Raw genomic sequence first — 26,976 nt, 5'->3', positions numbered from 1 at the left:
GCGCCACGTATGCCGGTCGCCTCCGCCGCCGCCCAGTAGGCGCGGCCCGTGGCCGCGTCGACCGGACCGAGGACGAGCGGCACACCGGCCCCCGAGGCGTGGAGCAGGGACTCCAGCCGGCACGACGCGATGGTGTCCGCCACCATCGGCTGCGCCAGGTAACCGGCCACCGCGGCGGCGGGCAGCCCCTCGGCGATCTCCCGCCGGGTGGGCCCGGCGCTCAGGAGCCCGCCGCCGACGATCAGGACGTCCTTCGCCCGTTCCATCCGGGCGAGGGCGCGGGACGTGTCGAAGCAGTGCGGGAACGAGTCGTCGACCACCGTCGTACCCGGCGCTAGACGGTTGACGTCGAGGAGTGCGCCGCCCCCGCTGACCGCCGCCACGATCAGGTGGGCTCCGTACACGGCGTCGGGCAGCCCATGGTCCGACTCGACCACCTCCACGACCTCGGCGAGACGGCAATCCAGGAGGTTCTCGGCCAGTTCCTTGAGGCGTGGCCCGCTGCCCGGTACGTCACAGAGCAGCAGTCGCGCGGGCGGCCGCCGGGCCAGGGTGAGCAGCAACTCCAGCGAGGAGGAGCCGATCGAACCGAGCCCCACGAACGCGACGGTGAGAGAGTCCAGTTGCCGCCCCGTCGCGTCGAGAGCGGCGTGCACGGTCCTGACGACGGACACGACGGTCGCCGCATGACCGGTGGTGACGGCGGGGGCGGCAGGGGCCGTGCCCGCCGTGCCGACGGCCCGCAGGACGTCGAAGCCGTAACCGGTGAGCGAGGGGATCATGCCCGCGAGGGACACGGCCCGCGCACCGAGCAACGAGGCGAGCTCAACTCCGCGCGTGGTGTGCCGGAGCAGGGCGTCGCCGGGGGCGAGTTCGTCGGCGAACAGCGGGACGCACACGAAGCCGGAACGGCCCAGCGGCGTACGCAGCGTCTCCAGGAGCCGGGGCCGCCCGTCGGGGAACAGCAGGGTCCGCAACTCCTCGCGCGGCAGCGCCGCCTCCGGCAGGCCCGCCAGCCGGGCGAGGTCGGCCGGGGACGGCAGATAGCCGATGAGTGCGGCGTCCATCCGCTGGTCCCGGTCGGGGCGGTCCGGCTCGTCGAGCAGGCCGGAGCGGTCTGGGCTTTCGAGGCGGCCGGGGCAGTCCGGGCTTTCGAGGCGGCCGGGGCTGGGCACGGTCGAGGCCGCCGCGTCCGCCAGACCGTCACGTACCGCGTCCGCGAACGCGACCACCCCCTGCGGGGTGAACGCCGACGCCGCCGCGCGGACGGTGATCCGCAGCCGCCCGCCCTCCGGACCGGCGGCCAGGAACACGTCCGTACCGGCCGGAGGCGGCGTGTACACGCTGTCGCCGTCGTCCCGGGTGACCGTCAGCGTCCTGCCGCTCTCCGGGCCCAGGGCGGAGAAGTCCAGATAGGTGAAGAAGAACTGGGAGGCCAGAGGCAGCCCGCTGGGCAGCGGCGGCACGGCCCCCTCGTACGTCCGCGCCTCTGCGGCCTCGGAAGCCAGGCGCCGCAGATCGTCCTCGAAGCCCGCCTCGGCGGACCGCCCGTCCCCCGGACCTGCCGGCCGCAGGGGAACAGCCGTGGCGAAGGGGCCGAACACCCGGTGTGCGTCGGGCAGGGCGTGGTCCCGGCCGCTCACCGCGAGACCGAGCACCAGATCCACCCGGCTGGTGGCCGCAGCGAGCGCCCGGTAGTAGGCGGTGAGCACGGCGGCGTGGAGAGTGGATCCGGTGCGCGCCGCGTACCTGCGCAGCGCCTCCACCTGATCGGCGTCGAGGGTGAACGCGTGCGTGTGGAAGAGCGGGTTCGCCGCGGCGCCCGGAGAAGCACCGGTGCGTGTACCGGCAGAGAGTACGGGCGGCAGGTAGGGCGCACTCAGCCGCGCCCACCGGTCCTCGCTGGCCGGGGCGACGGAAGCGGGGGAGCCCGTGCGCTCCGCGAGTCGTACGGCGTGGTCGCGGAAAGTGCTGCGGAGCGGGGCCGGAGTCGCTTCCGCGCCGTGGGACAGAGCGTCGTACACGGTCGTCAGCTCCCGTACCAGGAGTGCCGCGCTGTAGCCGTCACCGATGATGTGGTGGGCGTGCGCCACCATGACGTGCTCGTCCGGTGCGACGGTGAGCACCCGCAGGCGCAGCAGGGGCCAGGCCCAGGGCTCGAAACGGCGCGCCCGTTCGGCGGCGACCCGCTCCTCCACCTGCCCCGGGCCGGTGAGGGTCTCGAAGTCGACCGGCAGGCGCAGCGAGGACGGCAGCTCCTGCTGGACGGCCGGGCGGGCCCCGGCGGGGAAGACGGTGCGCAGCATCGGGTGGCGCCCGACGAGCGTGTCCACCGCGCGCTGGAAACGGACGGTGTCGAGGCGGCCGTGCAGCCGCAACCGGGTGAGCCAGGACGATGTCGCGCCCGGAGCGATGGCCTCGGCGAGGAGGAAGCCGCGCTGGGTGGGAGTGAGAGGGAAGGGCGGGGGAGCAGCCGCCGGATCGAGCGTCCCGGGGCGGCCGGCCACGTGGTCGCTTCCCCGGGCCAACGTGCCGGTCGAGGCGGCAGCGGGCTCGCCGGCGGCGCTGTCCACGGCTTCGTGAACGGCTTCAGCTGCGGCGTCCACGGCGGAGGCGAGGGCCGCGAGCGTGCGGTTGCGGTAGATGACGGTCGGCCGGGGCAGCGGCCCGCCCTGCTTCTCCAGCCGGGCGAACACCTCCAGCACGAGCAGGGAGTCACCGCCCAGGGCGAAGAAGTCGTCCTCGCGGGACACCTCGTCGCATCGGAGCAGGGCGGACCAGATGGCGGCGAGCCGGATCTCGGTCGGAGTGCGGGGCGCTGTACGGAGTGGCGTCGGGACGTCGACCGTACCGGAGCCGGAGCCGGAGCCAGAGCCGGAGCCGGTGCCGGTGCCGGAGCCGGAGCCGGTGCCGGTGTCCGTGTTCGTGATCGCCTTGGGAGGGACGGTCGCGGTCGTATCCCGGAGGGCCGCCAGCGCACGGCGGTCGATCTTGCCCGCGCCCGTGAGCGGCATCGTGTCGACGTGGGTGATCCGCGACGGAAGCATGTACGCGGGCAGCGACGTGGCCAGATAACGCCGCAGTGCCACGGCGTCCGCCCCGGATGATCCGGATGATCCGGATGAGCCGGACGCGGGAGTCACGAAGGCGGTGAGACGTCCGTCCTGGGCGAGGACGACGGCGTGGGTGACGTCGGGATGGGCTTGGAGTACTGCCTCGACCTCGCCCGGCTCGACCCGGTTGCCCCGGATCTTCACCTGGTCGTCCAGCCGCCCGAGGAACTCCAGGGTTCCGTCCACGGAACACCGCACCCGGTCGCCGCTGCGGTACCAGCGCCGCCCGCGCCGCACTGTGAACGCGGCCTCGGTCAGCGCCGGTTCGCCGAGGTACCCCGAGGTCAGGCCGATGCCGGAGATGAGGAGTTCGCCGGCCTCGCCGGGCCGCCGCGGCTCCCCGTCGGGACCGACGACCTCCACCTCCGTACCCGACACCGGGCGGCCGATGGGCAGCCGCCGCACCCGGTCGTCGGGCCGGACGTGGATGATGTGGCAGCTCGTGTTGATGGTGGCTTCGGTGGGGCCGTACAGGTTGGCGATGCGCTGACCGTCGCCGAAGAGATCGAACCAGCGGCGTACGTGGGCGGGTGACAGGGCCTCGCCGCCGACATGGATCCACCGCAGCGCCGACAGGTCCGGCAGCGGTGCGCCGTCCCGGACCCGTTGCTCGGCAGCGCCGAGGAGTTGTTCCCAGAGCGTGGGGACGGAGCTCCAGACGGTGATCCGGCGGCGTTCGACGTGGGTCAGCAGCCGGTCGGGATCGCGCAACAGGTCCCAGTCCACCGTGACCACGGTGGCACCGACGAGCAGCGGTGCGAGGAGCTGGCGGACGGAGGCGTCGAAGCAGGGCGAAGCGGTCTGGGCGAGCCGGTCGTGCTCGTCGTATCTGAAGGCGTCGATCGCCCAGTCGAGGTAGTTCTCCATCGACCGGTGGGTGATGGGCACGGCCTTGGGCCGGCCGGTGGACCCGGAAGTGAAGATCACGTACGCGACGCCGTCGGCGTCGGCGGTGGCGTACGTGTCTGCGTCGACCGGGCCGTCGAGCGCGGGCGCCGCGTTCCCGGACCGTACGGAACCCGGCGGGAGCGGCGAAGCCGAAGCGTCGACGGGCACCAGGGTGACGTCGCCGAGCCTTTCCCCCACCGCCCGGGTCGCGGAGTGACAGAGCACCGTACGGGCCCCCGAGCGCGTGAGCTGGTCCACCAGGCGCGCGGTCGGGTGGCCGGCATCGAGCGGAACCCAGCCCGCCCCGGCGCGCAGGGCCGCGACGACGGAGACGACGGTGTCGGCGCCGGGTTCGGTGAGGAGCCCGACGAGGCTTCCCGGGGTGACGCCACGAGCCTGGAGCGAGGTCGCGAGGGCGTGGGAGGCACGGTCGAGTTCGGCGTACGTCAAGGTGGCGGCGCCGGTGTCTACGGCGACCGCGTCCGGTGCGGCCCGGAACCGCTCGACCAGCCGACGCACGAGCGTGGCGGACGCGGGACGGCCGGGTCCGGACCGGGTTCCGGTTCCAGGGTCGGTCTGGGGTCGAATTCGGGTTCCGCTTCCGGGATCGGTCCCGGCAGTGGCCGGACGCCGGGCGGGGGCGTCGGACCGGGGCCCGATCAGAGCAGCCAACTCGTCGTGGAATTCACGGTCCAGGCGGGCCACCGTCTCCGGGGCGAAGAGCCGGAGGGGGAAGTTCCACGAGAAGCGCAGGACCGTCTCGTCCTGCCAGCACAGCAGGCTCAGGCGGGTCGCGGCGGTGGCGGTGCCGGCGGCGGTCGGCCGCACGCTCACCGGACAACGCTCGTCCAGAGCGGCGGGGAAGCGCGAGAAGCTGAAGCCGGCCGGGCTCACCGTCCGGGGGCCGGACCCGGCCGGGTCCGCCGGCAGCAGCCGGGCCAGATCCAGGCCGGTCAGGCCGGCATGCTGCTCGCTCTCCAGCCAGATCCCCGCCAGCCGCTCGGCCAGGGCCTCCACCGATTCCTCCGGCTCGGTGGAGCACACCAGGGGAAGGGTGTCGGCGAGCGGCCCCACGAGCCGGTCCAGACCCGCCAGGCGGTCGTCCCGCCGCGCGCGGGCGACGTTCACCGCGATCTCCCGCTGTCCGCTCCACCGGGCCAGACAGCGCACGTGCACGGCGAGCAGCAGATGGAACAGGCTCACTCCGTGAGCCGCGGCCCGCTTCTCCAACTCGGCGGTCAGCGGCGCGTCGAGGGCGCTTTGATGCGTGGTCAGGGGAGCTGTGGGAAGCCCGGACGGATCACCGTCGTACGGGAGGCGCAGCGGCTCGCCACGGGAGGCCAGCCGCTCCGACCAGTACCGCCGGTCGACGGCGAGATCCCTCATGCCGGCCGTGGAGGCCCGCTCATCGGCGGCAGCGGCCGCGTACCGAGCGAAGTCGGTGCCGAGCGCGGGAAGCGCCGGGGTGTTCCCGAGGGCGAAGGCGGTGTAGAGCGACCAGAGTTCTCCGGCGAGGACGTTGAGGCTGTATCCGTCACCGGCCGCGTGGTGGATCACCAGTATCAGATGGGACAGCTCCGGGCTCTCGCGGGCGAGGACCGCGCGCACGGGAGATTCGGCGGAGAGGTCGAACGGCCGGTTGCGCAGGGCCGTTTCGAGCTCCTCGACACGGCCGGGCAGCTCGCGGACCTCGTACCAGGCTGCCAGGGCGGCGGGCGGAGCGACGTACTGAGCCGGTGCCGCCGAGCCGATCCCGCCCTCGGTGCTCCGGGTGCTCCGGGTGCTACCGGTGCTCTCGGTGTCCCCGGTGCTCCAGGTACGCCCGGTGCTGTCGGTACTTCCCGTGCTTCCGGCGCCGCCGATGCGGATCCGCAGCATGCTGTGCCGGTCGGCGAGCGCGGCGAGCGCCCGGCCCAGGAGCTGGGTGTCCAGGGGCCCCCGAACGGTCTGGCGGACGTATCCGTGGGCCGGCACGTCCGGGTGGAGGCGACTGCTGGTGTGCAGGGCCAGTTGGACGGGGGTGAGCGGGAAGGAGACCCCGTCCGGCACGGGGGGCGGACCGGGTGAGGCGGACGGCGGGGAGAGGGAAGGCGTGGTGTCGAGGTGCGCGGCCAGTTCGGCGACGGTCCGGTACTCGAAGAAGAGCGTGGCGGGCAGGGTCCTGCCCAGCTCCCGTTCGAGCCGGCGGACGAGGTCGACGGCGGCGAGCGAGTCGAGGCCGAGAGTGAGGAACGGCTCGTCGTCGGGGATCGTGCCGGCCGGCAGACGCAGCGCAGAGGCCAGCAGCCGCCGAAGCAACGCCGCTGTCTCGGCGGGGGGTTGGCCCCCTACGCGCGTACGCGGGTTCACGTCGGCGCTGGTGCGGGGCGCTCGACCCGAGGCCATCGGTTCCGTTTCTGCTTCCGTTTCTGCTTCCGTTCGCGTTCCGGTGGCTCCTGCCGTCGCGGTCGGGGACGCCACGGGCGCGGGCCGCAGGGACGGCGTCAGGTCGGCGATCAGCAGCTGCGGTGCGTCGACGCCGCATGCCGTACGGAGCGCGGCCAGCGCGGAAGCGAGGTCGACCGGCCGGCTTCCGCCGCTCCGCACGGTGGGGGAGCCCCCTCCCGCCCCGGAGCCGAAGGCCGCCGCCATGCCCGTACCGGCCACCGCCGTGAGGTTCACCGACTGCCACGACCTGCCCGCGTGCCGTTCCGACGCGGCGAACGCGTCGAGGAAGGCGTTGGCGCCGGCGTAGTCGCCCAGGGCGCCCGCAAGGCCGGGCAGCACGGCGCTCACGGAGGAGAACGCGACGCGTACCATCGGGTCGAGCCCGTGCCGGCGCAGGGCGAGCGAGAGCAGCAGACTGCCCCGCGTCTTCGCGGCCAGGGCGTCCGCCGTCTCCTCCGCGCGCCTGTTGCGCAGGGTGCCGGGTCGTACGACACCCGCGGCGTGGAAGAGGGCGTCGAGGCGGGGCAGCCCGGCGATGAGCGCATCGACATCCCGCTCCACCGAGACGTCGGCCACGCGGTAGTCGACGGTGGCGCCCAGCGAGCGGAGTTCCTCGGCCAGGCCCACCGGAAGCCCGGGGGAGCGCCCGGTGAGCACGAGGGTCGGGCGGCCCCGGCCGGCGAGGTCCCGGGCGAGCGCGGCGCCGATTCCGCCGCCGCCCCCGGTGATGAGGAAGGTGCCGTCGGGCGGCAGCGGTGACCGCGCCGCCTCGACCGGTGCCGTGGTGCCGCTCGTGAGCGGCGCGAAGCGGCGAGCGAGGCGGCGTCCCGCGCGCCAGGCGACGGTGTCGGCGCTGCCCGGAGCGCCGCCGCCCGATTCCAGTTCGCTCAGCACGGCGGTCAGACGCTGCGAGGGGGAGTCGAGCGAGCAGAGGTCCACGGCGGTGGCCGAAGCACGCGGGGTCTCCTGCGGGAGAGCCAGCACAAGTCCGCCGAGGACGGCATGGGCGGGCCGCGGCGCTTCCCGTACGGCGCCCGTGGCATGCACGTCCTCGGTCACTACCAACAGCCTGTCCGCATGGGATTCGTCGAACCGTGCGAGGGCCTTGCCGAAGGCTGCCAGCGCGGCGTCCTGGGCCCGGCCGAGTGCGTCCACGGTGTCCTGGACGGGAGCGGGCCCGGCCACCAGGACCACGGCGTCCGGCCGCCCGTCGCCCGCTTCGTACCTGCGGATGCCTGCGGCGGCGAGCTGCGAGGCGAGCCGGTCGACGGACGCGGAGTCGGGTCCGGTCAGCAGCACTGAACGCACGGCCCCTGCCGCCCTTCCGGGTGGGGCGGCGTCCTCCCACCGGACCCGGTGCAGGAGGGGGCTCGCGGGCGGATCGGCCCAGTACCGGCTGCGCTGGAAGGGGTAGGTGGGCAGGGGGATGCGATGGTGACCCGCGTCGAGCGCGGTCCGGTCCAGTGGCACGCCGAGCGACCACAGCCGGCCGACGGTCTCCAGAAGGGCCCGGCGCCCGCCGTGCCCGTCAACGGGCAGCGGTGCGGAATCTGTTCGGCCGGTGGAGGAACGCCCCGGCAGGGCGCACATCACCGTGACGCCGCCGCCGGACGCGCCGGACATACCAGAGGTGCCGGACGCGCCGGACGTACCGGATGTACCAGAGGTGCTGGACGCGCCGGATGTACCGGACGTGCCGGAGCCGTCGGAAGCGCGCGCCACCGTCGCCGCCGAGCGGACCGCACCCGACAGGGTCGCGCCGTGGCCGACCTCCACGAAGGTGTCGTACCCCTCCCGGGCGAGACGCTCCACGGCCGCCCCGAGCAGCACCGGGCGCTCGGCATGGTTGCGCAGGTACTCCGGGTCGAGGACGGGCTGCCACTCGCCGGTGACGGTGCTCATCAGGGGGACGGCCGGGGCCCGCGGAGTCAGCGCGCGGGCCGCGGCGGCGAGCCGGTCGGCGACCGGCCGCATCAGCGGTGAGTGGAAGGCCCGCGAGACCCGCAGACGACGGGCGGGGATGCCCTGGGAGTCGAGGGCGAGTGCGGCGCGTTCCACGGCGGAGACGCTTCCGGAGAGGACCTGGAGACCGGGACCGTTGTACGCCGCCACGGCGAGTGTCCCTTCGGACTCCGCCACCGCGGCGGCGACCGCGTCCTCACCCCCGCGGACGGCGATCATCGCTCCGGCCTCGGTGAAGGCGCCCATGAGACGGCCGCGTTCGGCCGCGAACCGCACTGCCTCCCGCAGGGTCAGCGCCCCGCTGACACAGGCGGCCGTGATCTCCCCGACGCTGTGCCCGGCGACCGCGTCGGGCTCCACCCCCCAGGTGCGCAGTTGGCGGGCGAGCGCCACCCCGGAGGCGACGAGGAGCGGCTGTGCCACCTCGGTCACGGCCTGCGCGGCCGGATCCACCTCCGGGTCCAGCCCCCAGTCCCGCAGAGGCCGCCCGCACACCGGGCCGAGGAGCGCGGACGCCTCGTCGAACGTGTCCCGGAACACCGACGCCGTCCGGTACAACGCCCGGTCCTGGCCGGGGAACTGCGCGCCCTGTCCGGCAAACAGGAAGGCCACGCGCGGCCGGGAACGGACCAGGGTGCCGACGCGCCCGCCCGCCCCGCCCGTCGTCCTCGCATCGCCGGTCCCGGCGACGGCGACCGCGAGCCGTTCCCGTAGATCACCGTCCGCGACGACGGCGAGCCGGTGGGGCCCCACGTCCCGGGACGTGCTCGCGGTCCGGCAGACGTCGCCCTCGCGCAGTCGCGGACGGCATTCCAGATGCGCGGCGAGCCGACCTGCCGCGTCCCGGAGCGCGCCCGCACTGCGTGCCGAGAGAGTCAGCAAATGAGGCCCCTCGACGGCGACTTCGCGTGCGACACCCGGCGGCGGCGTCGGCGGGGGCGGGGCCTGTTCGAGTACGGCGTGGGCATTGGTGCCGCCGAAACCGAACGCGTTGATCCCCGCGACGCGGGGCCCGGCGGACGTCCACTCCCGGGCCTTGGCCACCACGGAGAAACCGGCGGGCGCGAGGCCCGGCGAGGCCGGGGAGTGGTGCAGCGACGGCGGGAGCCTGCGGTGGCCCAGGGCCAGTACGACCTTCACCAGCGCGGGCAGCGCGGCGGCGTTCAGCAGATGCCCGATGTTCGTCTTCACCGAACCGAGCGACCGCGGCTCGCCGTCGGGCCGTGCGGGAAACGCGTGGGCCAGCGACCGCAGCTCGATCGGGTCTCCGACAGCAGTGCCGGTCCCGTGGGCTTCCACATAGGTCACCGAGGCGGGATCGATGCCTGCCGCCTCGTACGCCCGGCTGATGACCTCCCGCTGCCGCAACGGGTTGGGCGCCATGAGGCTCATCGACCGGCCGTCGTTGTTGACGGCCGTGCCCCGGACCAGCGCGAGCACCGGATCGTCCGCGAGCCGGGCCGCGTCGAGACGCGTCAGGACGATGGCCGCGCCGCCCTCGCCGGGTACGAAGCCGTCCGCGTCGGCGCTGAAGGCGCGGTTGCGTCCCGTGGGGGACAGCGCCTGCGCTTCTTCGAGCAGCCGGTGCGGGGTCGAGGTCAGGTGGAGGTTGACCCCGCCGACCACGGCGAGGTCGCACTCGCCGTCCAGGAGGCTGCGCCGGGCCAGATGCAGGGCCACCAGACCCGACGAGCAGGCGGTGTCCACGGCGAGTGCGGGCCCGTCGAGATCGAGGCTCTGCGAGACCCGGGCGGCGATGAGGGCGGGCAGGTTCCCGGTGAGGGCGTGGGGCAGCGGGGAGCCGTCGGCCGAGGCCCGGTCCAGGACTTCGCGGTAGCCGCTGTCCCCGACCGCCGCGAACACCCCGACCCTGCGACCGCGTCTACGGGGCCCCGCGTATCCGGCACGTTCGAGTGCCTCGTGCGCGAGTTCCAGGAAGAGCCGTGCCTGCGGGTCGAGGGCGCGCGCTTCGTCCTCCCCGATACCGAAGTAGTGGGCGTCGAAGACCGCCGGGTCCTTCAGGAGCCCCGCCCAACGCTCCCGGGGAGCGTCCTGACGGTCGCGGGCGTCGTCGTCCCAACGCCCGTACGGCACCGGGGCGATGGCGTCGTGCCCGTCGATGAGCAGGTTCCAGAAGTCCTCGGGGGTGTCGGCTCCGGGGAACCGGCACGCCATCCCGATGACGGCTGCGGCGGCTTCGCCGTCTTCTCCGGTCTTCCCGACCTCGGGGGCGGACGGCGACGGCGGAGCGGGCTCCCTCGTCAGAAGGTGACCGGCGAGGTCGGCCACCGTGCCGTGGTCGCGGATGACCGCCGGCGGCAGCGTCACCCCGAAGGCGTCTTCCAGCGCCACCAGGACCTCCATCGCCTTGAGCGACGTTCCGCCGAGGCTCCCGAACGGCTCATGCACACCGATCGACTCGGCGGGCCGCTCCAGCACGCGGGCCCACACCTCCCGGACGGCCTCGACGGTCCGAGCCCGAGCCTGGGGTGCTCCCACGCCCGGCTCCGCCGCCGAGGCACCCGTCGGCCGAACACGCACCGCCCGCTCACCCGCTGAGTGCTCACTCCCGAACGGACCCGTGGCGAACGGACCGGCCCCGAACGCACCCGCCTCGAACCGCTCCCGCAGCCGCCGACGCTGCAGCTTGCCACTCGTCGTACGGGGGAACGCCCCCGGCGGCACGGCCAGCACCCGCACATCGTCATGGAGCAGCGCCTCGCGCACCCGGGCCGCGACACGTTCCAGCACCTGCGCCGCATCGCGTGGGGGCCGTGCCCAGGGGACGAACACCACGACCCGCTCCGCACCGGTGACCGGGTCGGTCGAACCGACCACCGCCGGAGTACCGGAAGGCAGCCCGGGTGTCGCCGCGGCGACCGCTTCCATGTCCGTGGCATGGAAGGTGCGGCCGTTGAGGAACAGCACATCCTTGTGCCGGCCCGTGACGCACAGCCGACCGTCCCGCAGGAACCCGAGGTCACCGGTGCGCAGCCATCCTTCGGCGAACACCTCCGCGCTCACACCGGGGAGGCCGTGGTAGCCACGGGCCAGTTGAGGGCCGCTCACCATGATGTGCCCGACGCGCCGGTCCCCGAGGACGTCGCCCGCCTCGTCGACGACGCGCACGGCGCTGCCGGCCACCGGCCGCCCGACATCCATCAACTCGACGGCGTCCACGCCTGGTTCGGCGTCCACCGCCACTCCGTCGCTCAACGAAGCCCGGTCCAGGACCAGCGGCTCGGCCACTTCCCCCGGCGGCGGGAAGGTCACCGCCAGCGTCGCCTCCGCCAGGCCGTAGACCGGCTGGGCGGCCGCCGGATCCAGCCCGGCCGGACGCGTCTTGAGGGCGAAGTCACGCCACACCGCGGGCGCGATCGGCTCCGCGCCGACCAGGACCAGCCTGACGGCCGAGAGGTCGAGCTCGGCCAGGACCTCGTCGGGAACACGGCGTACGGCGAGCGCCAGGGCGAAGTTGGCCGCGGACAGCACCGTGGCCCGGTGCCGGGCCGCCACCTCGAACCAGACCCGGGGCCGCTTGGCGAACGACAGCGGACCGATCTTGACCTGCCTGGCCCGGGCGGCCAGCGGAGCCAGGTGCGTGCCGACGAGCCCCATGTCGTGGAAGTACGGCATCCAGCTGACCACCACGTCCTCGGCGCCGAGCGCCGAGGCGGCCCGTATCTGCTCCAGATTGGCCAGCACCGCACCGTGCGTCACCTCCACCCCCTTGGGCGCGCCGGTGCTTCCCGAGGAGAACTGCACGAACGCGACGTCGCCGGGCCCGGCGGCGGCCGGTTCGCGCGACACCGGCCCCTCCCGCAGGGCGTCCAGGGCCAAGACGCGTACACCGGAAGGGAGTTCATCGGTCAACGACGCGGTCGACGTATCCACGACGACGGGCGGCCGCCCCAGGTGCTCCCAGACGGGGAGCACCCGGCGGGCGTCCGGAGCCAACGGAACCGGAACGAGACCGGCCGCCACCGCGCCCCAGAACATCGGCTGGAAGTCCTCGCTGCGGTCGGCGAGCAACGGCACACAGGTCCCGGGCGCGATGCCCGCCTCCCGGAAGCCGCCGGCCACCCGCAGGGAATCGTCCAGCAGCTCGCGCAGCGTGACCGTCAGCTCGCTGCCGTCGCCGCGAACATGCACGACGACCTGCCCGGGAGACTCACGGACCGCGTCCAGCAGTACATCCAGCAGGGTCATGTCGTGCTCCACCGGTCCTTCGGTCCGTTCCTCGAAGAATGATCTTAAAAACGCGCGGGTCGCGGGGAATCAACCGCCGGGAGGAGACCGTGTGCACCCTGGGAGTGACCTGCTGGGGGGACGTCCTCAACCCCGGGCCGGACAGGCGACGGCTAGCGTGGTGCTGGTGAAGGTGGGCACCGAAGAGACTCGGTTGATCGTCCTGCGCGGAAACAGCGCATCGGGTAAGTCGAGCGTCGCGTCCGGTCTCCGCGACAGATTCGGCCGTGGATTAGCCCTGGTCGGGCAGGACGACCTCCGCCGCACCGTGCTGCGCGAACGCGACCGGCCGGGGGCGGCGAACATCGGCCTGATCGACCTGACGGCCCGCTACGCCCTGGACGCGGGCTACCACGTGGTGGTCGAAGGCATCCTCTACGCCGCCCACTACGGCGACATGCTCGCCCGGCTGCGCGCCGATCACCGGGGCCCCACTCACGGGTACTACCTGGACGTCCCGTTCGCCGAGACCCTGGCCCGGCACGTCACCAAGCCGATCGCCGACGAGGTCGACGAGAACCAGCTGCGGGACTGGTACCGCCCCCGCGATGTCCTGCCCGACGGCCTGGAGACGGTGATCGGCCCCGACAGCGCCCTGGAAGGGACCGTCGACCGCATCATGCTCGACACCGGCTTGGCCCGGCTGCGGCCGATCGACCGCTGAGGCCCCGGGGCCGGCCGACCGCAGAGACCTGCCCGGTCGGTCAGGGGCCGTTCATGGGCCGGACCGGACCGGGCAGGTCACCCACCGGAGCGCGCTCGCCTACGCGCCGCTCGTCTACGCACCCGTCGTCTACGCGCCGGTCGTCTACGCGCCGGTCGTCTACGCGCCGGTCGTCTACGCGCCCGTCGCCTACGCGCCGGTCGGCGCGGCCTGCTGGACGACCTCGAAGGACCACACGGTGGACCCGCTGGCCGCCGGCTTGGGGCGCTCGCCGCTCCCGGCGTCGCCGCCGCCCTGATGGGCCGCCTTCATCGGCCCCTCCATCCACGCCTGGAAGGACGCCTCGTCACGCCAGCGCGTGTAGACGAGGTAGTCGTCCGTGCCCTCGACGGGCCGGAGCAGCTCGAACCATTCGAATCCGTCGGAGCTCTCCACGGCATGGGCGCGGGAGGCGAAGCGCTTCTCCAGCGTCTCGCGTTGTTCCTGGGGGACGGTCAGCACATTGATCTTGACTACGCTCATGGCACCATCCTGCCGTACGGGGTCCGGACCCCGCTGCCTCAGGGGTGAGGGAAGAGATCGCGCCGATCGTCGCTTCCGGCGGCCGCGGGGAGTTCCACCGTGATGCGCAGCCCGCCCGCGGGGCGCGGGGTGAGGGTGAGCGTGCCGTCGTGGGCGCGGGTGATGGTCTCGACGATCGCCAGGCCGAGACCGACACCGGTGTGGTGGGTCCGCAGACGTTCGGCGCCGCGCTGGAACGGTTCGGTGAGCGTCGAGACCAGCTGCGGGGAGAGCTTCGCACCGGTGTTCTCGACCGCCAGCACCACCGTCTCGGCGCGGACGCTCGTCGTGACCCGGACGATGCCCCCTTCCGGCAGGTTGTGGACGACGGCGTTGTGAACGAGATTCGTGGTCAGCTGCAGCAGGAGCGTCGGCGATCCGGTCGTCGGGGCGATGTCACCGTGCGTCTCGACGGTGACGCCACGTTCCTCCGCGAGGGGGAGGAGAGTCTCGACGGCCTCCTCCGCCAGGAGCGACAGGTCGACGCGCCACCGGGCGGCTTCGTCGACCACCCGTCGCTGCTGCTGCGATGGGCGCTCGCGGCACGCCGGGACCTGCCCTCCGAGGTGTACGAGACCCTGGCCGCCGACCCCGACGCCAAGGTGGTCAAGTCCATCGCTCCGCACCCCGGGTTCACGGAGCCGCAACTCCGCACCACGGCCGCCCGGCACGGCGTCCAGGTCATCGCGGCGATCGCGGCCAACCCCGATGCGACGCCGGTGCTGCTGGCCGAGCCGGCCCGGCACCGGCCCCCCGCACGGAAGGCGCTCCGGGCGATCGCCCGGCACCCCAACGCCACGGCTCCGGCGCTTCTCGCCTGCCTGGAAGACGACGAGGCGCGCGTCGAGGCCGCCGGGCACCCGGCGCTTTTGCCGGAGGTCATCACGGCTCTCGTGAGGGGGACCGACGAACGGTCGGCCGAAGCGGCCGCCGCCAACCCCTCCCTGCCGCACACGGTGATGACGGATCTCCTGCCTCCCGCGCCCGTTCGCGCGGCGGGATCCGGCGGCTTCGTACGTCCCACAGGGCCGCGCCCTCCCCGCGGGCGGGAGGGGCGCACGCGCTAAGCTGCGGATTCGCCACGGGGGAAGTCCGGTCAGAATCCGGCGCTGACCCGCAACGGTAGGCGGAGCCCCCGGTTCCGTGAGCCCGATCACCCGCGGCACAGAAGGCTCCTGACCATTCGCCGTGGACTGCGAAAAGGGCGCTGCGCGGGACGGCCGCCGTCCGGGGCCGCTCCTCCTCGCGCGACGCACGGCCCGAGGCGAAAGCGACCGGCCTGTGGCCACGTCTCTCGACCGCATACCCGCCAAGCCGTCACGCCCCTCGCGCGTCGGCACCGGCCCGGCGCCACCCCGCCGCGTACCCCTGCCGCTCCTCCTCGCCGGCCTCTGCCTCGCCCTTCCCCTCTCGCTCGTCTGCGGGGCGGCACTCGGGGCGTCGGGGATCTCCTGGGCGGAGGTCCTGCGCTACCTCTGGGCAGGGCTGACCGGCGGAGCCATCCGCGCCGACGAGGTCCCGGCCTACACCATCGTCTGGGAACTACGCCTGCCACGCGCCGTGTTGGCCGCCGTCGTCGGGGCCGGCCTGTCGGCCATCGGCGTCGCCGTCCAGGCCATGGTGCGCAACGCGCTCGCCGACCCGTTCGTGCTGGGCATCTCCTCGGGCGCTGCGGTCGGCGCCAACGCCGTACTCATCTTCGGGGCCCTGGGAGCGCTCGGCATCTGGGCCCTGTCCACGGCTGCGTTCCTCTCCGCGCTCCTCGCCATGCTCCTCGTGTACGCGGTCGCCCGCACCGAACGCGGACTGACCCCGCTCCGGCTCGTCCTGACCGGGACCGCGATGTACTACGGCTTCTCCGCCGTAACCACCTTCATGGTGTTCGCGGCCGAGCGCGGGGAAGCGGCCCGCTCCGCGATGATGTGGCTCCTCGGCAGCCTCAGCGGGGCCAACTGGGCCGCCGTGCCGATCGCCGCCGGGGCGGTGCTCGCCGGACTCGCCCACCTCGGCTGGTCGGCGCGGCGCCTGAACGCCCTCGCCATGGGCGACGAGACCGCCTCCGCACTCGGGGTCGACCCCGGGAGACTCCGCAAGGAGCTCTTCCTCGTCTCCGCCGCCGTCACCGGGGCGGTCGTCGCGGTCAGCGGAGCGATCGGCTTCGTCGGCCTGATGGTCCCGCACGCCGTACGGATGCTCGTCGGCGCGGACCACCGCCGGCTCCTGGCCGTCGCACCCCTCGCGGGGGCCGTCCTGCTGATCTGGGTCGACATCCTCTCGCGCCTCGTGCTGGCGCCGGCCGAACTGCCGGTGGGCGTTCTCACCGCGGTCATCGGCGTTCCCTGTTTCATCCTCCTCATGCGCCGGCGCTCCTACTCCTTCGGAGGCATCTGATGCGGATCGACATCGACGCGCTGAGCGTCGACATCGTCGGCGCACGCCTGGTGGACGAGGTCACCCTGGGCGCGGCCGACGGACAGCTCGTCGGGCTGGTCGGCCCCAACGGCAGCGGGAAGTCCACCCTGTTGCGCTGCGTCTACCGGGCCCTGCGCCCCTCGGCCGGCGCCGTCAGGATCGGCGGTGAGGACCTCCACGCCCTGAGCGCCCGGGACGGCGCCCGCCTGCTGGCCGCGCTTCCGCAGGACGCGGTCGCCGAATTCGACTTCACCGTCGCCGAGATCGTCGCCATGGGGCGGCTGCCGCACCAGGGGCCGGTGGCCCGGACGACCGACGAGGACCGCCGCCTCTGCGACGAGGCGCTGGAAGGGGTCGGGGCGGGACACCTGGCCGAACGCGGCTTCCTCACCCTCTCCGGCGGCGAGCGGCAGCGCGTCCTGATCGCCCGCGCGCTCGCCCAGCAGCCCCGGGTCCTGGTGCTCGACGAGCCCACCAACCACCTGGACATCGCCCACCAGCTGGAAGTCCTCGCCCTGGTCCGCGGCAGCGGCCTGACCGTGCTGACCGCGCTGCACGACCTGAACCTGGCGGCCCTGCACTGCGACCTCGTCCACGTCATCGAAAGCGGCCGGATCGTCGCCTCCGGGCCCCCGCACGACGTCCTGACCACCGCGCTGCTGGCCGACGTCTTCGGCGTACGGGCGCATCGCGTCGCGCATCCCGAGACCGGTGCGCTCCAACTGCTCTTCGACCTTGCCCCTGCCCGCCCCGCCCTCTGAGGAGATTCGCCCGCCATGCCCCACCCCCTGCGTCCAGCGGCCCTCGTCCTCGTCGCCGCCCTGGCCCTCACCGGCTGCGGAGCGGACGTCGCACCGGAAGCCGACGGCAAGTCCGGCACCTCACAGGCCGACCGGCACTACCCGGTGACCGTGGAGAACTGCGGTGAGAAGAAGCGCTACGACAAGGCCCCGCAGCGCGTCGTGACCAACGACGTCGGCATCACCGAGATCATGTTCGCCCTCGGACTCGAGGACCACATGGCCGGATACGTGATGCCCGACGACAAGGGCGACATGACCTCCGTCCCCTGGAAGGACGGCTACAAGAAGGCCAAGTGGCTCTCCAAGGAGCGGATCAACAAGGAACTGGTCCTCGACGCCCGCGCCGACCTGGTCTTCGCCGGCTGGAACTACGGATTCAACGAGGGGGAGGGCTTCACCCCCGCCGAACTGGAGCGCGTGGGCGTCGACTCGTACCTGCTCAGCGAGTCGTGCCGCAACGGGCAGGGCAAGGCCCGCGGCGTCATGCCCCCGCTCGAAGCGCTCTACACCGACCTGCGGAACCTGGGCAGGATCTTCGACGTCGAGGACCGGGCCGACACCCTCATCTCGTCCTTCCGGAAGGAGGTCGCCGACGCCCGGGCGAAGGCGGCGAAGGGCGACGACCGCCTCCGTGTCTTCCTGTACGACGACGGGAAGGACAAGCCGCTGACCTCGGGCGCGTACGCCGGACCCCACGACATCATCACCAAGGCCGGCGGCGACCACATCATGAAGGACCTCAAGGACAGCTGGACGACGGTGGGCTGGGAGACGGTGGTCGACCGCGACCCCGAGGTCATCGTCGTCAACAACTACGGCGACACCGGCGCGGACGAGAAGCGGAAGTTCCTGAAGTCCTACAAGCCGCTCGCCGGCGTATCGGCGATCAGACACGACCGGATCGTCGTCCTCGACTACGTGGACCTCGTCGAGAGCCCCCGCAATCCGGCGGCCATCAGCTCGCTCGCCGAGGACCTGCGGAAGTTCGCCCGTTAGCGACCCACCGCGTACGCAGCGCGGGCCCGGCCCCGGGGTGGTCCCCAAGGCCGGGCCCGCCTGCCGCCCAGGCCGGGTCAGCCGTTGAACGTGTCCGGGTCGGGCCCGGTGCGCTCGTCACGGTTGAGGGCGGAGATCTCGCCGATGTCCCCTTCGGTGAGCTCGAAGTCGAAGAGCGCGACGTTGTCCTGGATGCGCTTCAGCGTCACGGACTTCGGGAAGACGATGTCCCCGCGCTGCAGATGCCAGCGCAGCACCACCTGTGCGGGGGCCCTGCCCACCCGCTCGGCGATCCGGGTGATCGTCGGGTCGGAGAGCACCTTCCCCTGGGCGATGGGCGACCACGCCTCCGTGGCGATGTCGTGCTCCGCCCCGAAGGCACGCAGGGGCTCCTGCGTGAGGTACGGGTGCACCTCGATCTGGTTGACGGCGGGCACCACAGTGCTGTTGTCCAGCAGTCGGCGCAAGTGGTTCTCCTGGAAGTTGGAGACCCCGATCGCCTTGGCGCGCCCGGACCGGTAGATCTCCTCCAGGGCCTTCCACGTCTCCACGAAGTCGCCCGAACCACCCGGCAGGGGCCAGTGGATGAGGAAGAGGTCCAGGTAGTCGAAGCCCAGCTCCTCCAGGGAGCGGTCGAACGCCCGGAGCGCCTCGTCGGGCGCGTGCGCGCCGTTGTTCAGCTTGCTCGTCACGAAGACGTCGGCGCGGTCGAGCCCCGATTCCCGGACCGCCTGGCCGACCTCCTTCTCGTTGCCGTACATCTGCGCCGTGTCGATGTGCCGGTATCCGGTCTCCAGGGCGGCGACGGTGGTCTCGCAGGTTTCGTCCGGCGGGATCTGGAAGGTCCCGAAACCGAGCTGGGGGATCGTCACACCGTTGTTGAGGGTGATGGACGGTACTGAGGGCACGATTGCTCCTTGCTGTGTCGACGCCTTGGAAGGCGGTGTCAGGGGGGGTCAGGCGGTGTCTGTCAGGGGGTGCGGGGGTACGGCAGCTCAGCCCGCGATGCCGCGGAGTTCGGCATCGGGCGGCAGCACCCGGACGAGCTTGCGGTTGACGAACTCCTGCATACCGAGCTTCGACAACTCCCGCCCGTAGCCGGACCGCTTGATTCCGCCGAACGGCAGATCGGGCTGGGTCGAGGTCGGGTGGTTGACCCAGACCATGCCGGTCTCCACCCGCTCGGCCACCCGGCGGCCCCGCTCCACGTCCGCGCAGAAGACGGATCCGCCGAGGCCGTACCGGCTGTCGTTGGCGAGCGCGACCGCCTCGTCCTCGTCCTCGGCCCGGTGGATCACCGCGGCCGGGCCGAAGAGCTCCTCCGCGTAAGCGCGCATGCCGGGCTTGACGCCGGTGAGGATCGTCGGCCGGACGAAGGCCCCGGGGCGGTCGATCCGGCCGCCGCCGGTCACCAGCTCGGCTCCCTGCTCCACCGTCTCGCGGATCTGCTCGGTCAGGCCGGAGGCCGCCTGCTCGGACGAGAGCGGCCCCAGTGTCGTCGCCTCGTCGGCCGGGTCGCCGGCCTCCAGGCCCTCGAACGCGCGGCGCATGCCCGCCACGAAGTCGTCGTAGACGTCCGCCAGCACGATGAACCGCTTCGAGGCCACGCAGCTCTGCCCGGTGTTGGCCATCCGGCCGGCCACCGCGGCGCCGACCGTACGCTCCAGCCCTTCGCCGTCGAGGACGATGAAGGCGTCACTGCCGCCCAGCTCCAGCAGGCTGGGCTTCATGTTCCGCCCGGCCCGCTCGGCGACCTGGGCGCCCGCCCGTTCGCTGCCGGTCAGCGACGCGCCCTTGACCACCGGGGAATCGATGATGCGCGAGATCTCCTCATGGCTCACGAACAGGTTGGTGTAGACGCCCCCGGGCGCACCCGCGTCACGGAAGAGGACTTCCAGGGCGAGCGCGGACTGCGGACAGATTCCAGCGTGCTTGACCAGGACGGTGTTGCCCAGGACCAGGTTGGGGCCCGCGAAGCGCACCACCTGGTAGAGCGGGAAGTTCCACGGCATGACGCCGAGCAGGACACCGAGCGGCTCGTTCACGAGATACGCCCGGCCCTCCTCCACTTCGAGCGGCTCGTCGGCCACGAATCCGGGCCCGTGCTCCGCGTAGTAGGCCAGGATGGAGGCGGCGAGATCCACCTCGCCCCGGGCCTCGGAGATCAGCTTGCCCATTTCCAGGGTGATCAGCTGCGCCAAGGTCTCCTTGCGCTCCCGCATCAGCTCGGCGACACGGCCGACCAGCGCGGCACGCTCCTCTACGGGCCGCTTGCGCCACGCCTCGAAGGCGTCGTCCGCGGTTTCCAGCACCGCGTCCACCTCCGGACCCTCGGTGGCCGGGAACTCCGCGAGCGTCTTCCCGGTGTACGGATCGACGGTGGCGAACGAGCTCTTGCGCTGCTCTGACATGAAAACTCCAGAACGACGATGTGCTGCACCAGGCGGAACGCTGCGCTCCGCCTCTCTGCGGGGTACCCGACTGACCGAGCAGAAAACTGCCTATAAGCATCTATATCGGTAATGGGTCGCTCGCGGAGGGTCATGAAGGGGTGTGCCGACTCGGCCACGGGCCGGCCGGGGAGGGGCTGAACCGATTCCGGGCCGTACGTGACCGTGGTCGGCGGGTCGGCGGGTCGGCGGGTCGGCGGGACCTCAGGTCCTCGGTCCTCGGGTCTGCGTGGGTGCACCTCTGTGACGCCTCCCGTCACCTCATCTCATCCGGGCCCTGTCGCCGGCCCTCCCGTCGCGGCCTCGCCGACAGGGACGCCCAGCCGGTCGGCCACGGTGGTGAGGGCCGGACCCAGCGGGAGGGCGATACGGGTCACGGCATGCCGGTCGCCCCGGGTCGGATCCCGGTTGACGATCAGCACCCGCGCTCCTTTCTCGGCGGCCTGGCGGACGAACCGCAGCCCGGACATCACCGTCAGCGAGGAGCCCAGGACCAGCAGGGTGCTCGCCTCGCGGACCAGTCCGCGGCAGTGCTCGACCCGCTGCGGGGGCACGGCCTCGCCGAAGAACACCACGTCCGGCTTGAGGACGCCGCCGCAGACGGCGCAGGGCACCACACGGAAGTCGCCGACCTGCTCGTCGGTGAGGTCGGCGTCACCGTCCGGGTTGATCGAGGCGGCCACCGGGGCGAAACCCTCATTGGCCTCCTCCAGTCGGCGCGCGAGCTCGCGGCGCGGGGTGAAGGCGCCGCAGGAGAGGCAGACGACCCGGTCCAGACGCCCATGAAGGTCCACGACGCCTTCGCTGCCGGCGGCCTGGTGCAGCCCGTCGACGTTCTGCGTGATCACACCCGAGAGCAGACCCTGCCGCCCGAACGCGGCCACGGCCCGGTGCCCGGCGTTGGGCCGGGCGCGGCCGAACGTACGCCAGCCGAGATGACTGCGCGCCCAGTACCGGCGACGGGCCCCGGCGTCCGCGGTGAAGTCCTGGTAGGTCATCGGGGTGTGACGGCTCAGGCTGCCGCCCTCGCCCCGGTAGTCGGGGATACCCGACTCCGTGGAGATGCCCGCCCCGCTCAGGACCAGGACACCGCCACCGCTCAGCGCCTCGGCGACCGGCTCCAGGTCCGTGGTGCCCGGCGGCGGCTCCTCGACGGAGGTCCAGCTCAGGGTGGGACGCATACGCATGCCCTCAGGGTACGGAACAGGCCTTCGGTACCGCTGACGCCCGGCGGCCGGGCAGCGGCGGAGACCCGCAGGGGAGAGGGCTGCCGTCCGGAGCCCCGGCAGGGTGCGGCAGGGTGCGTTTCCGGCCACCTTTTGATGGCAGGAGCATGACCATGCTGCGATCGCGGCATAGGTCCTGCGGCCCCGGGAGGTAGGCAACCGGCCTTGTTCCCCTGTTTTCCTGCTGGTCGCGGTGACCGTCCTCCCACTCCCTCGGCTCCAAGCGGAGCCGAGCCCCCCATGAGTGAAGGGACAGCCATGCTCGATTCCCCATGGTTCAAGGCGGCCGGTGTCGCCGCGGCGATCACCCTGGCCACCGCCACGGCGGCGCAGGCCGCTCCCGCGCCGGCCCCGGCGGCGGCGAGCGCGTCGGCGGTGGTGACACTCCGGTACGACGACAGCCGGGCCGGTGGCTGGGAGGCGGAGATCGCGGCAGGGGTCGCCTCGTGGAATGCGAACGTCGACAATGTCCAGCTGGTCGAGGCGGCACCCGGCACGCGGGCCGAGATACAGATCGTGGCCACCAGCGGCTGGCCGCAGGCCACCCTCGGCCCGGTCCGGCCCGGCGGCCGGGCCAGTGTGGAGCTGGGCAGCCAGGCGGTCACCGAGGGCCATGACAAGACCCGTATCGCCGCTCACGAGATCGGCCACAGTCTGGGCCTGCCGGACACCAAACCGGGCCCCTGCTCCGAGTTGATGTCGGGCTCCAGCGCCGGCACCAGCTGCAGGAACGCCGTACCGGACGCGGCCGAGCAGTCCCGCGTCGAGTCCGCCTACGCGGGCGGCCTCGCCCCGCGCGTCCCGGCCGACGGGCGCATCCTGGTGGACGCCCCGTAACAGGGCCCCTCACCACAGAGCCCCTCATCCGGCCAGCGGCTTCGCCCCGGCGTCACCCCTCCCTCCGGGTGAAGGGTCCGCCGGGGCCGAAGGCGAGGCGGGCGAAGCGCTCGGCGATGCGCCGGTGGGTGGCGGGATCCGGGTGCAGGTCGTCGGGCAGCGGGAGTTCCGCGTGGTCGCCCTCGCCGTAGAGGTCGAGGCCGTCGAGGTAGTGCAGATGAGGGTCGGCGGCGGCGCGTTGTGCGACGATCCGGGCCAGCTCGTCGCGGATGACGGCGAGCGTCAGCTTCCCGGCGGCGCTCTCCGCGGGGTCGCCCATGGCCATGAACCGCAGCCGCCCTTCGCTCATCTCGCTGTAGTCCGGTGCGCTGGGGCCCGGAGTGGTCTCGTGGATGGGGCAGTGGATCGGCGAGACGACCAGCAGCGGCGCGGTGGGGTGGCCGTCGCGGATGGTGTCGAGGAAGCCGTGGACGGCCGGGCCGAACGCGCGCAGCCGCATCAGGTCGGCGTTGACGAGATTGATGCCGATCTTGACGCTGATCAGGTCGGCGGGGGTGTCGCGCATGGCGCGGGCGGTGAAGGGATCGAGCAGAGCGGAGCCGCCGAACCCCAGGTTGATCAGCTCGGCTCCACCGAGCGACGCGGCCAGGGCGGGCCAGGTGCCGGTAGGGGTGGTGGCGTTGGAGCCGTGGCTGATCGAACTGCCGTGGTGCAGCCAGACGGGTCGACCGCTCGGCCGGGGGCTCCGGACCGGCGCGTCCGTGCGCAGGGCGACCAACTGCGTGGTCTCGTCGTGGGGCAGCCAGATCTCGACGTCCTTCTCGCCCTCAGGCAGTCCGGTGAACCGGAGCGTCTCCACGGGCCCGGGCCGGGTCTGCGTGGACATGGTGGCCAGATCGACCGTGAGCGTGTCGCCGTCGGGAGCGCCGGCCCGGGCTGCCGGGCGGCCGTCCACGAGGAGTTCGTACACACCGTCGGGACGCGGCGGTGCTCCGGGATAGATCCGCTTGGTGGCCACCACGTCCAGCTCGACGGCCGTCGCCCGGGTGCGGAACGCCAGCCGCACCCCGGAGGGCTGCGACTCGGCCATGGCCAGCTGACCGTCGGGGATCTGCCGTCGCGCCTGTGCGGGCAACCGGTGCGGCAGCACGCCGCGCCCGGTCTGCTCCAGGTCGAGCGCACCCCGCAGGATGTCGGTGCTGATGGGAGTCGTGGTCCAGTCGTGCGGGGCGGTCATGTTCTCCATCTCTCCTTTCGTCGTGGGAGTGGGAGTGGGAGTGAAGCGGGCGTGGCAGCGGGAGAGGAGTGGAGGAATGCGTGTGCCGGCGGGGCGGGAGGCGCAGAGGAGGTGAGGTCAGGAAGGAGCGGGCCAGCTGCGCAGCAGGGAGTCGAGCGCGTCGAGGATCGCCGTCCAGCTCTCCTGGGAGTCGGGGGAGCTGTGGCGGAACCCGCCGGCCGCCTCCAGCTCCACGTAGCCGTTGAAGACGCTGCCCAGGAGCCGCACCGCGTGCGTCTCCTGGAGCTCCGTCAGGTCGTAACCGCGCAGGATCGCCCGCGTCATCCGGGAGTGCCGGACGGCCGCGCTCGCGGCCGCCGTGTCCGCGTCGAGGCGGAACCGGGCCGCGGTGAACCGGCCCGGGTGCCGGAGCGCGTAGTCGCGGTAGGCGTCGGCGAAGGCGCCGAGCGCGTCCCGGCCCGCCCGGCCGGCGAGTGCCGCCGACGCCTGGTCGGCGAGTTCCTCCAGGGACAACAGCGCGATCTTGGTCTTGAGGTCGTGGGCGTTCTTGACGTGCGAGTACAGGCTCGCGGTCCTGATGCCCAGCTTCCGGGCGAGCTCCGAAGGCGTCACGTGCTCGAAGCCGATTTCGTCCGCCAGCTCGGCCCCCGCCCGCACCACGCGCTCCGCGGTCAGTCCTGCTCGTGCCATGCCACCCTCCGAACGCTTCCCAGTGATTGCCTAAAAGAATATACATTTGCCTAATACTCTTAGGCAAATTAGCGTGGGTTCCATGAAGCCCCTGACCGAGCAAGAGATCCGCACCGCCTTCGTGAACTGCACCAAGGGCGAGGCCAAGCGGCTGTCCGTCCCCCGTGACCTGGCCGACCGGCCCTGGGGCGACCTGGACTTCCTGGGCTGGCGCGACCCCCAGGCCCCCGACCGGGCCTACCTGGTGATGCCCTCCGGTGAGAGCCATGTCGGGGTCCAGTTGCGCTCCTCCGACGCCGGATCCTGGCAGACCCGCCGCAGCATGTGCTCGATGTGCGTGACCGTCCACACCGGGGGCGTTCGTCTGCTGGTGGCCCCCAAGCCGGGGAAGGCGGGCAAGCAGGGCAACTCGGTCGGCGCCTACATGTGCAGCGACCTCGCCTGCTCGCTCTACGTACGTGGGAAGAAGGACGCGGGCGTCGGAGCGCGGCTGCACGAGTCCCTCACTCTGGAGCAGCAGATCGAGCGAACCGTGGCGAATCTCGGCGCGTTCATCGCCAGGGTGACGGCGTGAGGCGTGAGGCGTGAGGCGTGAGGCGTGAGGCGTGAGGGGCGGCGTGCGGCGATCGCGGACGGCATGGTTCCGGACGCCGTGGTGAGCGATTCCGGCCGCGGACGGGCTGACGCCGTGTCCGATGACGGTCCGCCACACCCGCTGGACCTGGACGGATGCGGAACCGTTCACCTGTGTGCGAAAAGCCCCGGCCAGATCCGCGGTCCCGCGAAGTGGCCGGTCCGCACGTCGACCCAATAGGTGCCTCGGGCATCCAATTGGGGGTGAGGTGCGGAGCGCCCCGCTCCGCACCGATCACCGAGCACTGCGAGGCGACCGCTCCCATGACGGAATCCACGACGGAACCGGCCCGCCAGGACCCCGGCCTCACCGGCCCTGCCGCTGAACCGGCCTCCCCGCCACCGTTCCCGCAGGACCGCGAGTGCCCCTATCACCCGCCCACCGGGTACGAACCCCTGCGCGCGGACCGGCCGCTGAGCCGGGTCACGCTCTTCGACGGACGTCCGGTCTGGGCGGTCACCGGGCACGCCCTGGCCCGCCGGCTGCTGGCGGATCCGCGGCTGTCCACCGACCGCACCCGGCCCGGCTTTCCCGTACCGGCCGAGCGCTTCGCTCGGGTGCGGCAACAGCGCGTGGCCCTGCTCGGCGTCGACGATCCCGAGCACAACGCCCAGCGCAGGATGCTCATCCCGAGCTTCTCCGTGAAGCGGATCGCCGCACTGCGCCCCCGTATCCAGGAGACGGTGGACCGGCTGCTGGACGCGATGGAGCGGCAGGGACCGCCCTCCGAACTGGTCGCCGACTTCGCACTGCCCGTGCCGTCGAAGGTGATCTGCGCGCTCCTCGGCGTGCCGTACGCCGACCACGAGCTCTTCGAGGACTGCTCGCGACGGCTCCTGCGCGGGCCGGGCGCGGCCGACGTGGACAGGGCCCGGATCGAACTGGAGGCGTACCTGGGCGAATTGATCGACCGCAAGCGTGCGGAGCCGGGGGAGGGGCTGCTGGACGAACTGATCCACCTGGACCGTCCAGACGGGCCGCTCGACCGCGAGGAGCTCGTCTCGTTCGCCGTGATCCTGCTCGTCGCGGGACACGAGACGACGGCGAACATGATCTCGCTCGGTACGTTCACGCTGCTGCGGCACCCCGGGCCGCTGGCGGCGCTGCGGTCCGGAGAGACGACGACGCCCGCGGTGGTCGAGGAACTGCTGCGGTTCCTGTCCATCGCCGACGGCCTGCAGCGGCTGGCGACCGAGGACATCGAGGTGGTTGGGACGACGATCCGCAGAGGCGAGGGCGTGCTCTTCTCGACCTCGCTCATCAATCGCGACACCGAGGTGTTCGACCGTCCGGAGACGCTCGACTGGGACCGGTCCGCCCGCCACCACCTCGCCTTCGGCTTCGGCGTCCACCAGTGCCTGGGCCAGAACCTGGCCCGCACCGAGCTCGACATCGCCCTGCGTACGCTCTTCGAGCGGCTCCCGACCCTCCGGCTCGCCGTGCCCGCGCACGAGATCCAGCACAAACCCGGGGACACGATCCAGGGTTTGCTGGAACTGCCCGTGGCCTGGTGAGCGGCATGGGCATCCGCATCGACAAGGAACGCTGCGTGGGGGCCGGCATGTGCGCGCTGACCGCGCCGGACGTGTTCACGCAGGACGACGACGGGTTCAGCGAGATGCTTCCAGGCCGCCCGTTGGAGGCGGGGGACCACCCGCTGGTCCGGGAAGCCGCGCGAGCGTGCCCGGTCGGGGCGGTGGCCGTGACCGACGACTGACGGGCCGGGCGCCTGCCGACAGCTTCCTCGACGGTACGCCCGGACCGTGGCACCGACGCCCCGTCAGGCGCGAAGAGCGCCGACCGCCCGGGGCCCGCACCCGTTGTACGG

The 26,976-nt window shown here is 72.7% G+C and carries 16 protein-coding genes, 1 pseudogene and 1 riboswitch; of the genes and pseudogenes, 9 read left to right on the top strand and 8 right to left on the bottom strand.

The window, feature by feature from the left end:
* Nucleotides 1-12,611: amino acid adenylation domain-containing protein (locus ACFWM7_RS16355; RefSeq protein ID WP_383260824.1), on the bottom strand; the 12,611-nt coding region annotated here is incomplete at its 3' end.
* Between the two features lie 145 nt (nt 12,612-12,756).
* On the opposite strand from ACFWM7_RS16355, the gene ACFWM7_RS16350 reads away from it, so the two are divergent.
* A complete protein-coding gene (locus ACFWM7_RS16350; RefSeq protein ID WP_383260822.1) occupies nt 12,757-13,302 on the top strand; it encodes an AAA family ATPase in 546 nt (181 codons plus the stop codon).
* Nucleotides 13,303-13,491: 189 nt separating this feature from the next.
* Here ACFWM7_RS16350 and ACFWM7_RS16345 read toward each other — a convergent pair whose 3' ends face one another.
* Together ACFWM7_RS16345 and ACFWM7_RS16340 are read right to left on the bottom strand one after the other, a co-directional pair.
* Complete coding sequence (locus ACFWM7_RS16345) at nt 13,492-13,824, bottom strand: antibiotic biosynthesis monooxygenase (RefSeq protein WP_205083363.1); 333 nt, start codon at nt 13,822-13,824, stop codon at nt 13,492-13,494.
* A gap of 38 nt (nt 13,825-13,862) precedes the next feature.
* A pseudogene (locus ACFWM7_RS16340) lies at nt 13,863-14,357 on the bottom strand (sensor histidine kinase); the annotation flags it as partial.
* Nucleotides 14,358-14,429: 72 nt separating this feature from the next.
* On the opposite strand from ACFWM7_RS16340, the gene ACFWM7_RS16335 reads away from it, so the two are divergent.
* The 4 genes from ACFWM7_RS16335 (at nt 14,430) to ACFWM7_RS16320 (ending at nt 18,074) form a co-directional block, all read left to right on the top strand.
* On the top strand, nt 14,430-14,930 hold the full coding sequence (locus ACFWM7_RS16335) for a hypothetical protein (protein WP_383260817.1): 501 nt from the start codon (nt 14,430-14,432) through the stop codon (nt 14,928-14,930).
* Nucleotides 14,931-14,947: 17 nt separating this feature from the next.
* Nucleotides 14,948-15,022, top strand: a riboswitch (cobalamin riboswitch).
* Nucleotides 15,023-15,144: 122 nt separating this feature from the next.
* Nucleotides 15,145-16,254, top strand: a complete 1,110-nt coding sequence (locus ACFWM7_RS16330; RefSeq protein WP_383260814.1) for a FecCD family ABC transporter permease — start codon at nt 15,145-15,147, stop codon at nt 16,252-16,254.
* On the top strand, nt 16,254-17,036 hold the full coding sequence (locus tag ACFWM7_RS16325; protein ID WP_383260813.1) for an ABC transporter ATP-binding protein: 783 nt from the start codon (nt 16,254-16,256) through the stop codon (nt 17,034-17,036). The genes ACFWM7_RS16330 and ACFWM7_RS16325 overlap by 1 nt, the downstream gene beginning before the upstream one ends.
* 15 nt (nt 17,037-17,051) lie before the next feature.
* Nucleotides 17,052-18,074, top strand: a complete 1,023-nt coding sequence (locus ACFWM7_RS16320; RefSeq protein ID WP_383260811.1) for an ABC transporter substrate-binding protein — start codon at nt 17,052-17,054, stop codon at nt 18,072-18,074.
* 77 nt (nt 18,075-18,151) lie between these two features.
* On the opposite strand, the gene ACFWM7_RS16315 is transcribed toward ACFWM7_RS16320, so the two are convergent.
* The 3 genes from ACFWM7_RS16315 to ACFWM7_RS16305 all read right to left on the bottom strand — a co-directional run bounded on the left by ACFWM7_RS16315 (nt 18,152) and on the right by ACFWM7_RS16305 (nt 21,711).
* On the bottom strand, nt 18,152-18,982 hold the full coding sequence (locus tag ACFWM7_RS16315; RefSeq protein WP_383260807.1) for an aldo/keto reductase: 831 nt from the start codon (nt 18,980-18,982) through the stop codon (nt 18,152-18,154).
* Nucleotides 18,983-19,069: 87 nt separating this feature from the next.
* Complete coding sequence (locus tag ACFWM7_RS16310) at nt 19,070-20,485, bottom strand: NAD-dependent succinate-semialdehyde dehydrogenase (RefSeq protein ID WP_383260806.1); 1,416 nt, start codon at nt 20,483-20,485, stop codon at nt 19,070-19,072.
* Nucleotides 20,486-20,790: 305 nt separating this feature from the next.
* A complete protein-coding gene (locus ACFWM7_RS16305) occupies nt 20,791-21,711 on the bottom strand; it encodes an NAD-dependent protein deacetylase (protein WP_383260805.1) in 921 nt (306 codons plus the stop codon).
* Between the two features lie 297 nt (nt 21,712-22,008).
* Here ACFWM7_RS16305 and ACFWM7_RS16300 point away from each other — a divergent pair, with 297 nt between their 5' ends.
* Nucleotides 22,009-22,587 (top strand): snapalysin family zinc-dependent metalloprotease, encoded by a 579-nt coding sequence (locus ACFWM7_RS16300; protein ID WP_383260804.1) that lies wholly within the window; start codon nt 22,009-22,011, stop codon nt 22,585-22,587.
* A gap of 52 nt (nt 22,588-22,639) precedes the next feature.
* Here ACFWM7_RS16300 and ACFWM7_RS16295 read toward each other — a convergent pair whose 3' ends face one another.
* Both ACFWM7_RS16295 and ACFWM7_RS16290 read right to left on the bottom strand, forming a co-directional pair.
* Nucleotides 22,640-23,824 carry a GDSL-type esterase/lipase family protein gene (locus tag ACFWM7_RS16295; RefSeq protein WP_383260825.1) on the bottom strand — a complete coding sequence of 395 codons (1,185 nt, stop codon included), beginning with the start codon at nt 23,822-23,824 and terminating at the stop codon, nt 22,640-22,642.
* A 117-nt stretch (nt 23,825-23,941) separates the two neighbouring features.
* Complete coding sequence (locus tag ACFWM7_RS16290) at nt 23,942-24,514, bottom strand: TetR/AcrR family transcriptional regulator (protein ID WP_383260803.1); 573 nt, start codon at nt 24,512-24,514, stop codon at nt 23,942-23,944.
* Between the two features lie 82 nt (nt 24,515-24,596).
* On the opposite strand from ACFWM7_RS16290, the gene ACFWM7_RS16285 reads away from it, so the two are divergent.
* From ACFWM7_RS16285 to ACFWM7_RS16275, 3 genes are all read left to right on the top strand, one after another.
* On the top strand, nt 24,597-25,088 hold the full coding sequence (locus tag ACFWM7_RS16285) for an FBP domain-containing protein (RefSeq protein WP_383260801.1): 492 nt from the start codon (nt 24,597-24,599) through the stop codon (nt 25,086-25,088).
* A gap of 323 nt (nt 25,089-25,411) precedes the next feature.
* Nucleotides 25,412-26,662, top strand: a complete 1,251-nt coding sequence (locus ACFWM7_RS16280; protein WP_383260799.1) for a cytochrome P450 — start codon at nt 25,412-25,414, stop codon at nt 26,660-26,662.
* A gap of 5 nt (nt 26,663-26,667) precedes the next feature.
* The gene (locus ACFWM7_RS16275; protein ID WP_383260796.1) at nt 26,668-26,865 is read left to right on the top strand and encodes a ferredoxin; all 198 of its coding nucleotides are present in this window, start codon (nt 26,668-26,670) and stop codon (nt 26,863-26,865) included.
* Nucleotides 26,866-26,976: the final 111 nt, after the last annotated feature.

This window comes from Streptomyces sp. NPDC058375 (genome assembly GCF_042723425.1).
GTDB lineage: Bacteria > Actinomycetota > Actinomycetes > Streptomycetales > Streptomycetaceae > Streptomyces > Streptomyces durocortorensis.
Note: the sequence above shows the minus strand (reverse complement) of the source record. Positions and strands in the feature narration are given on the sequence as shown.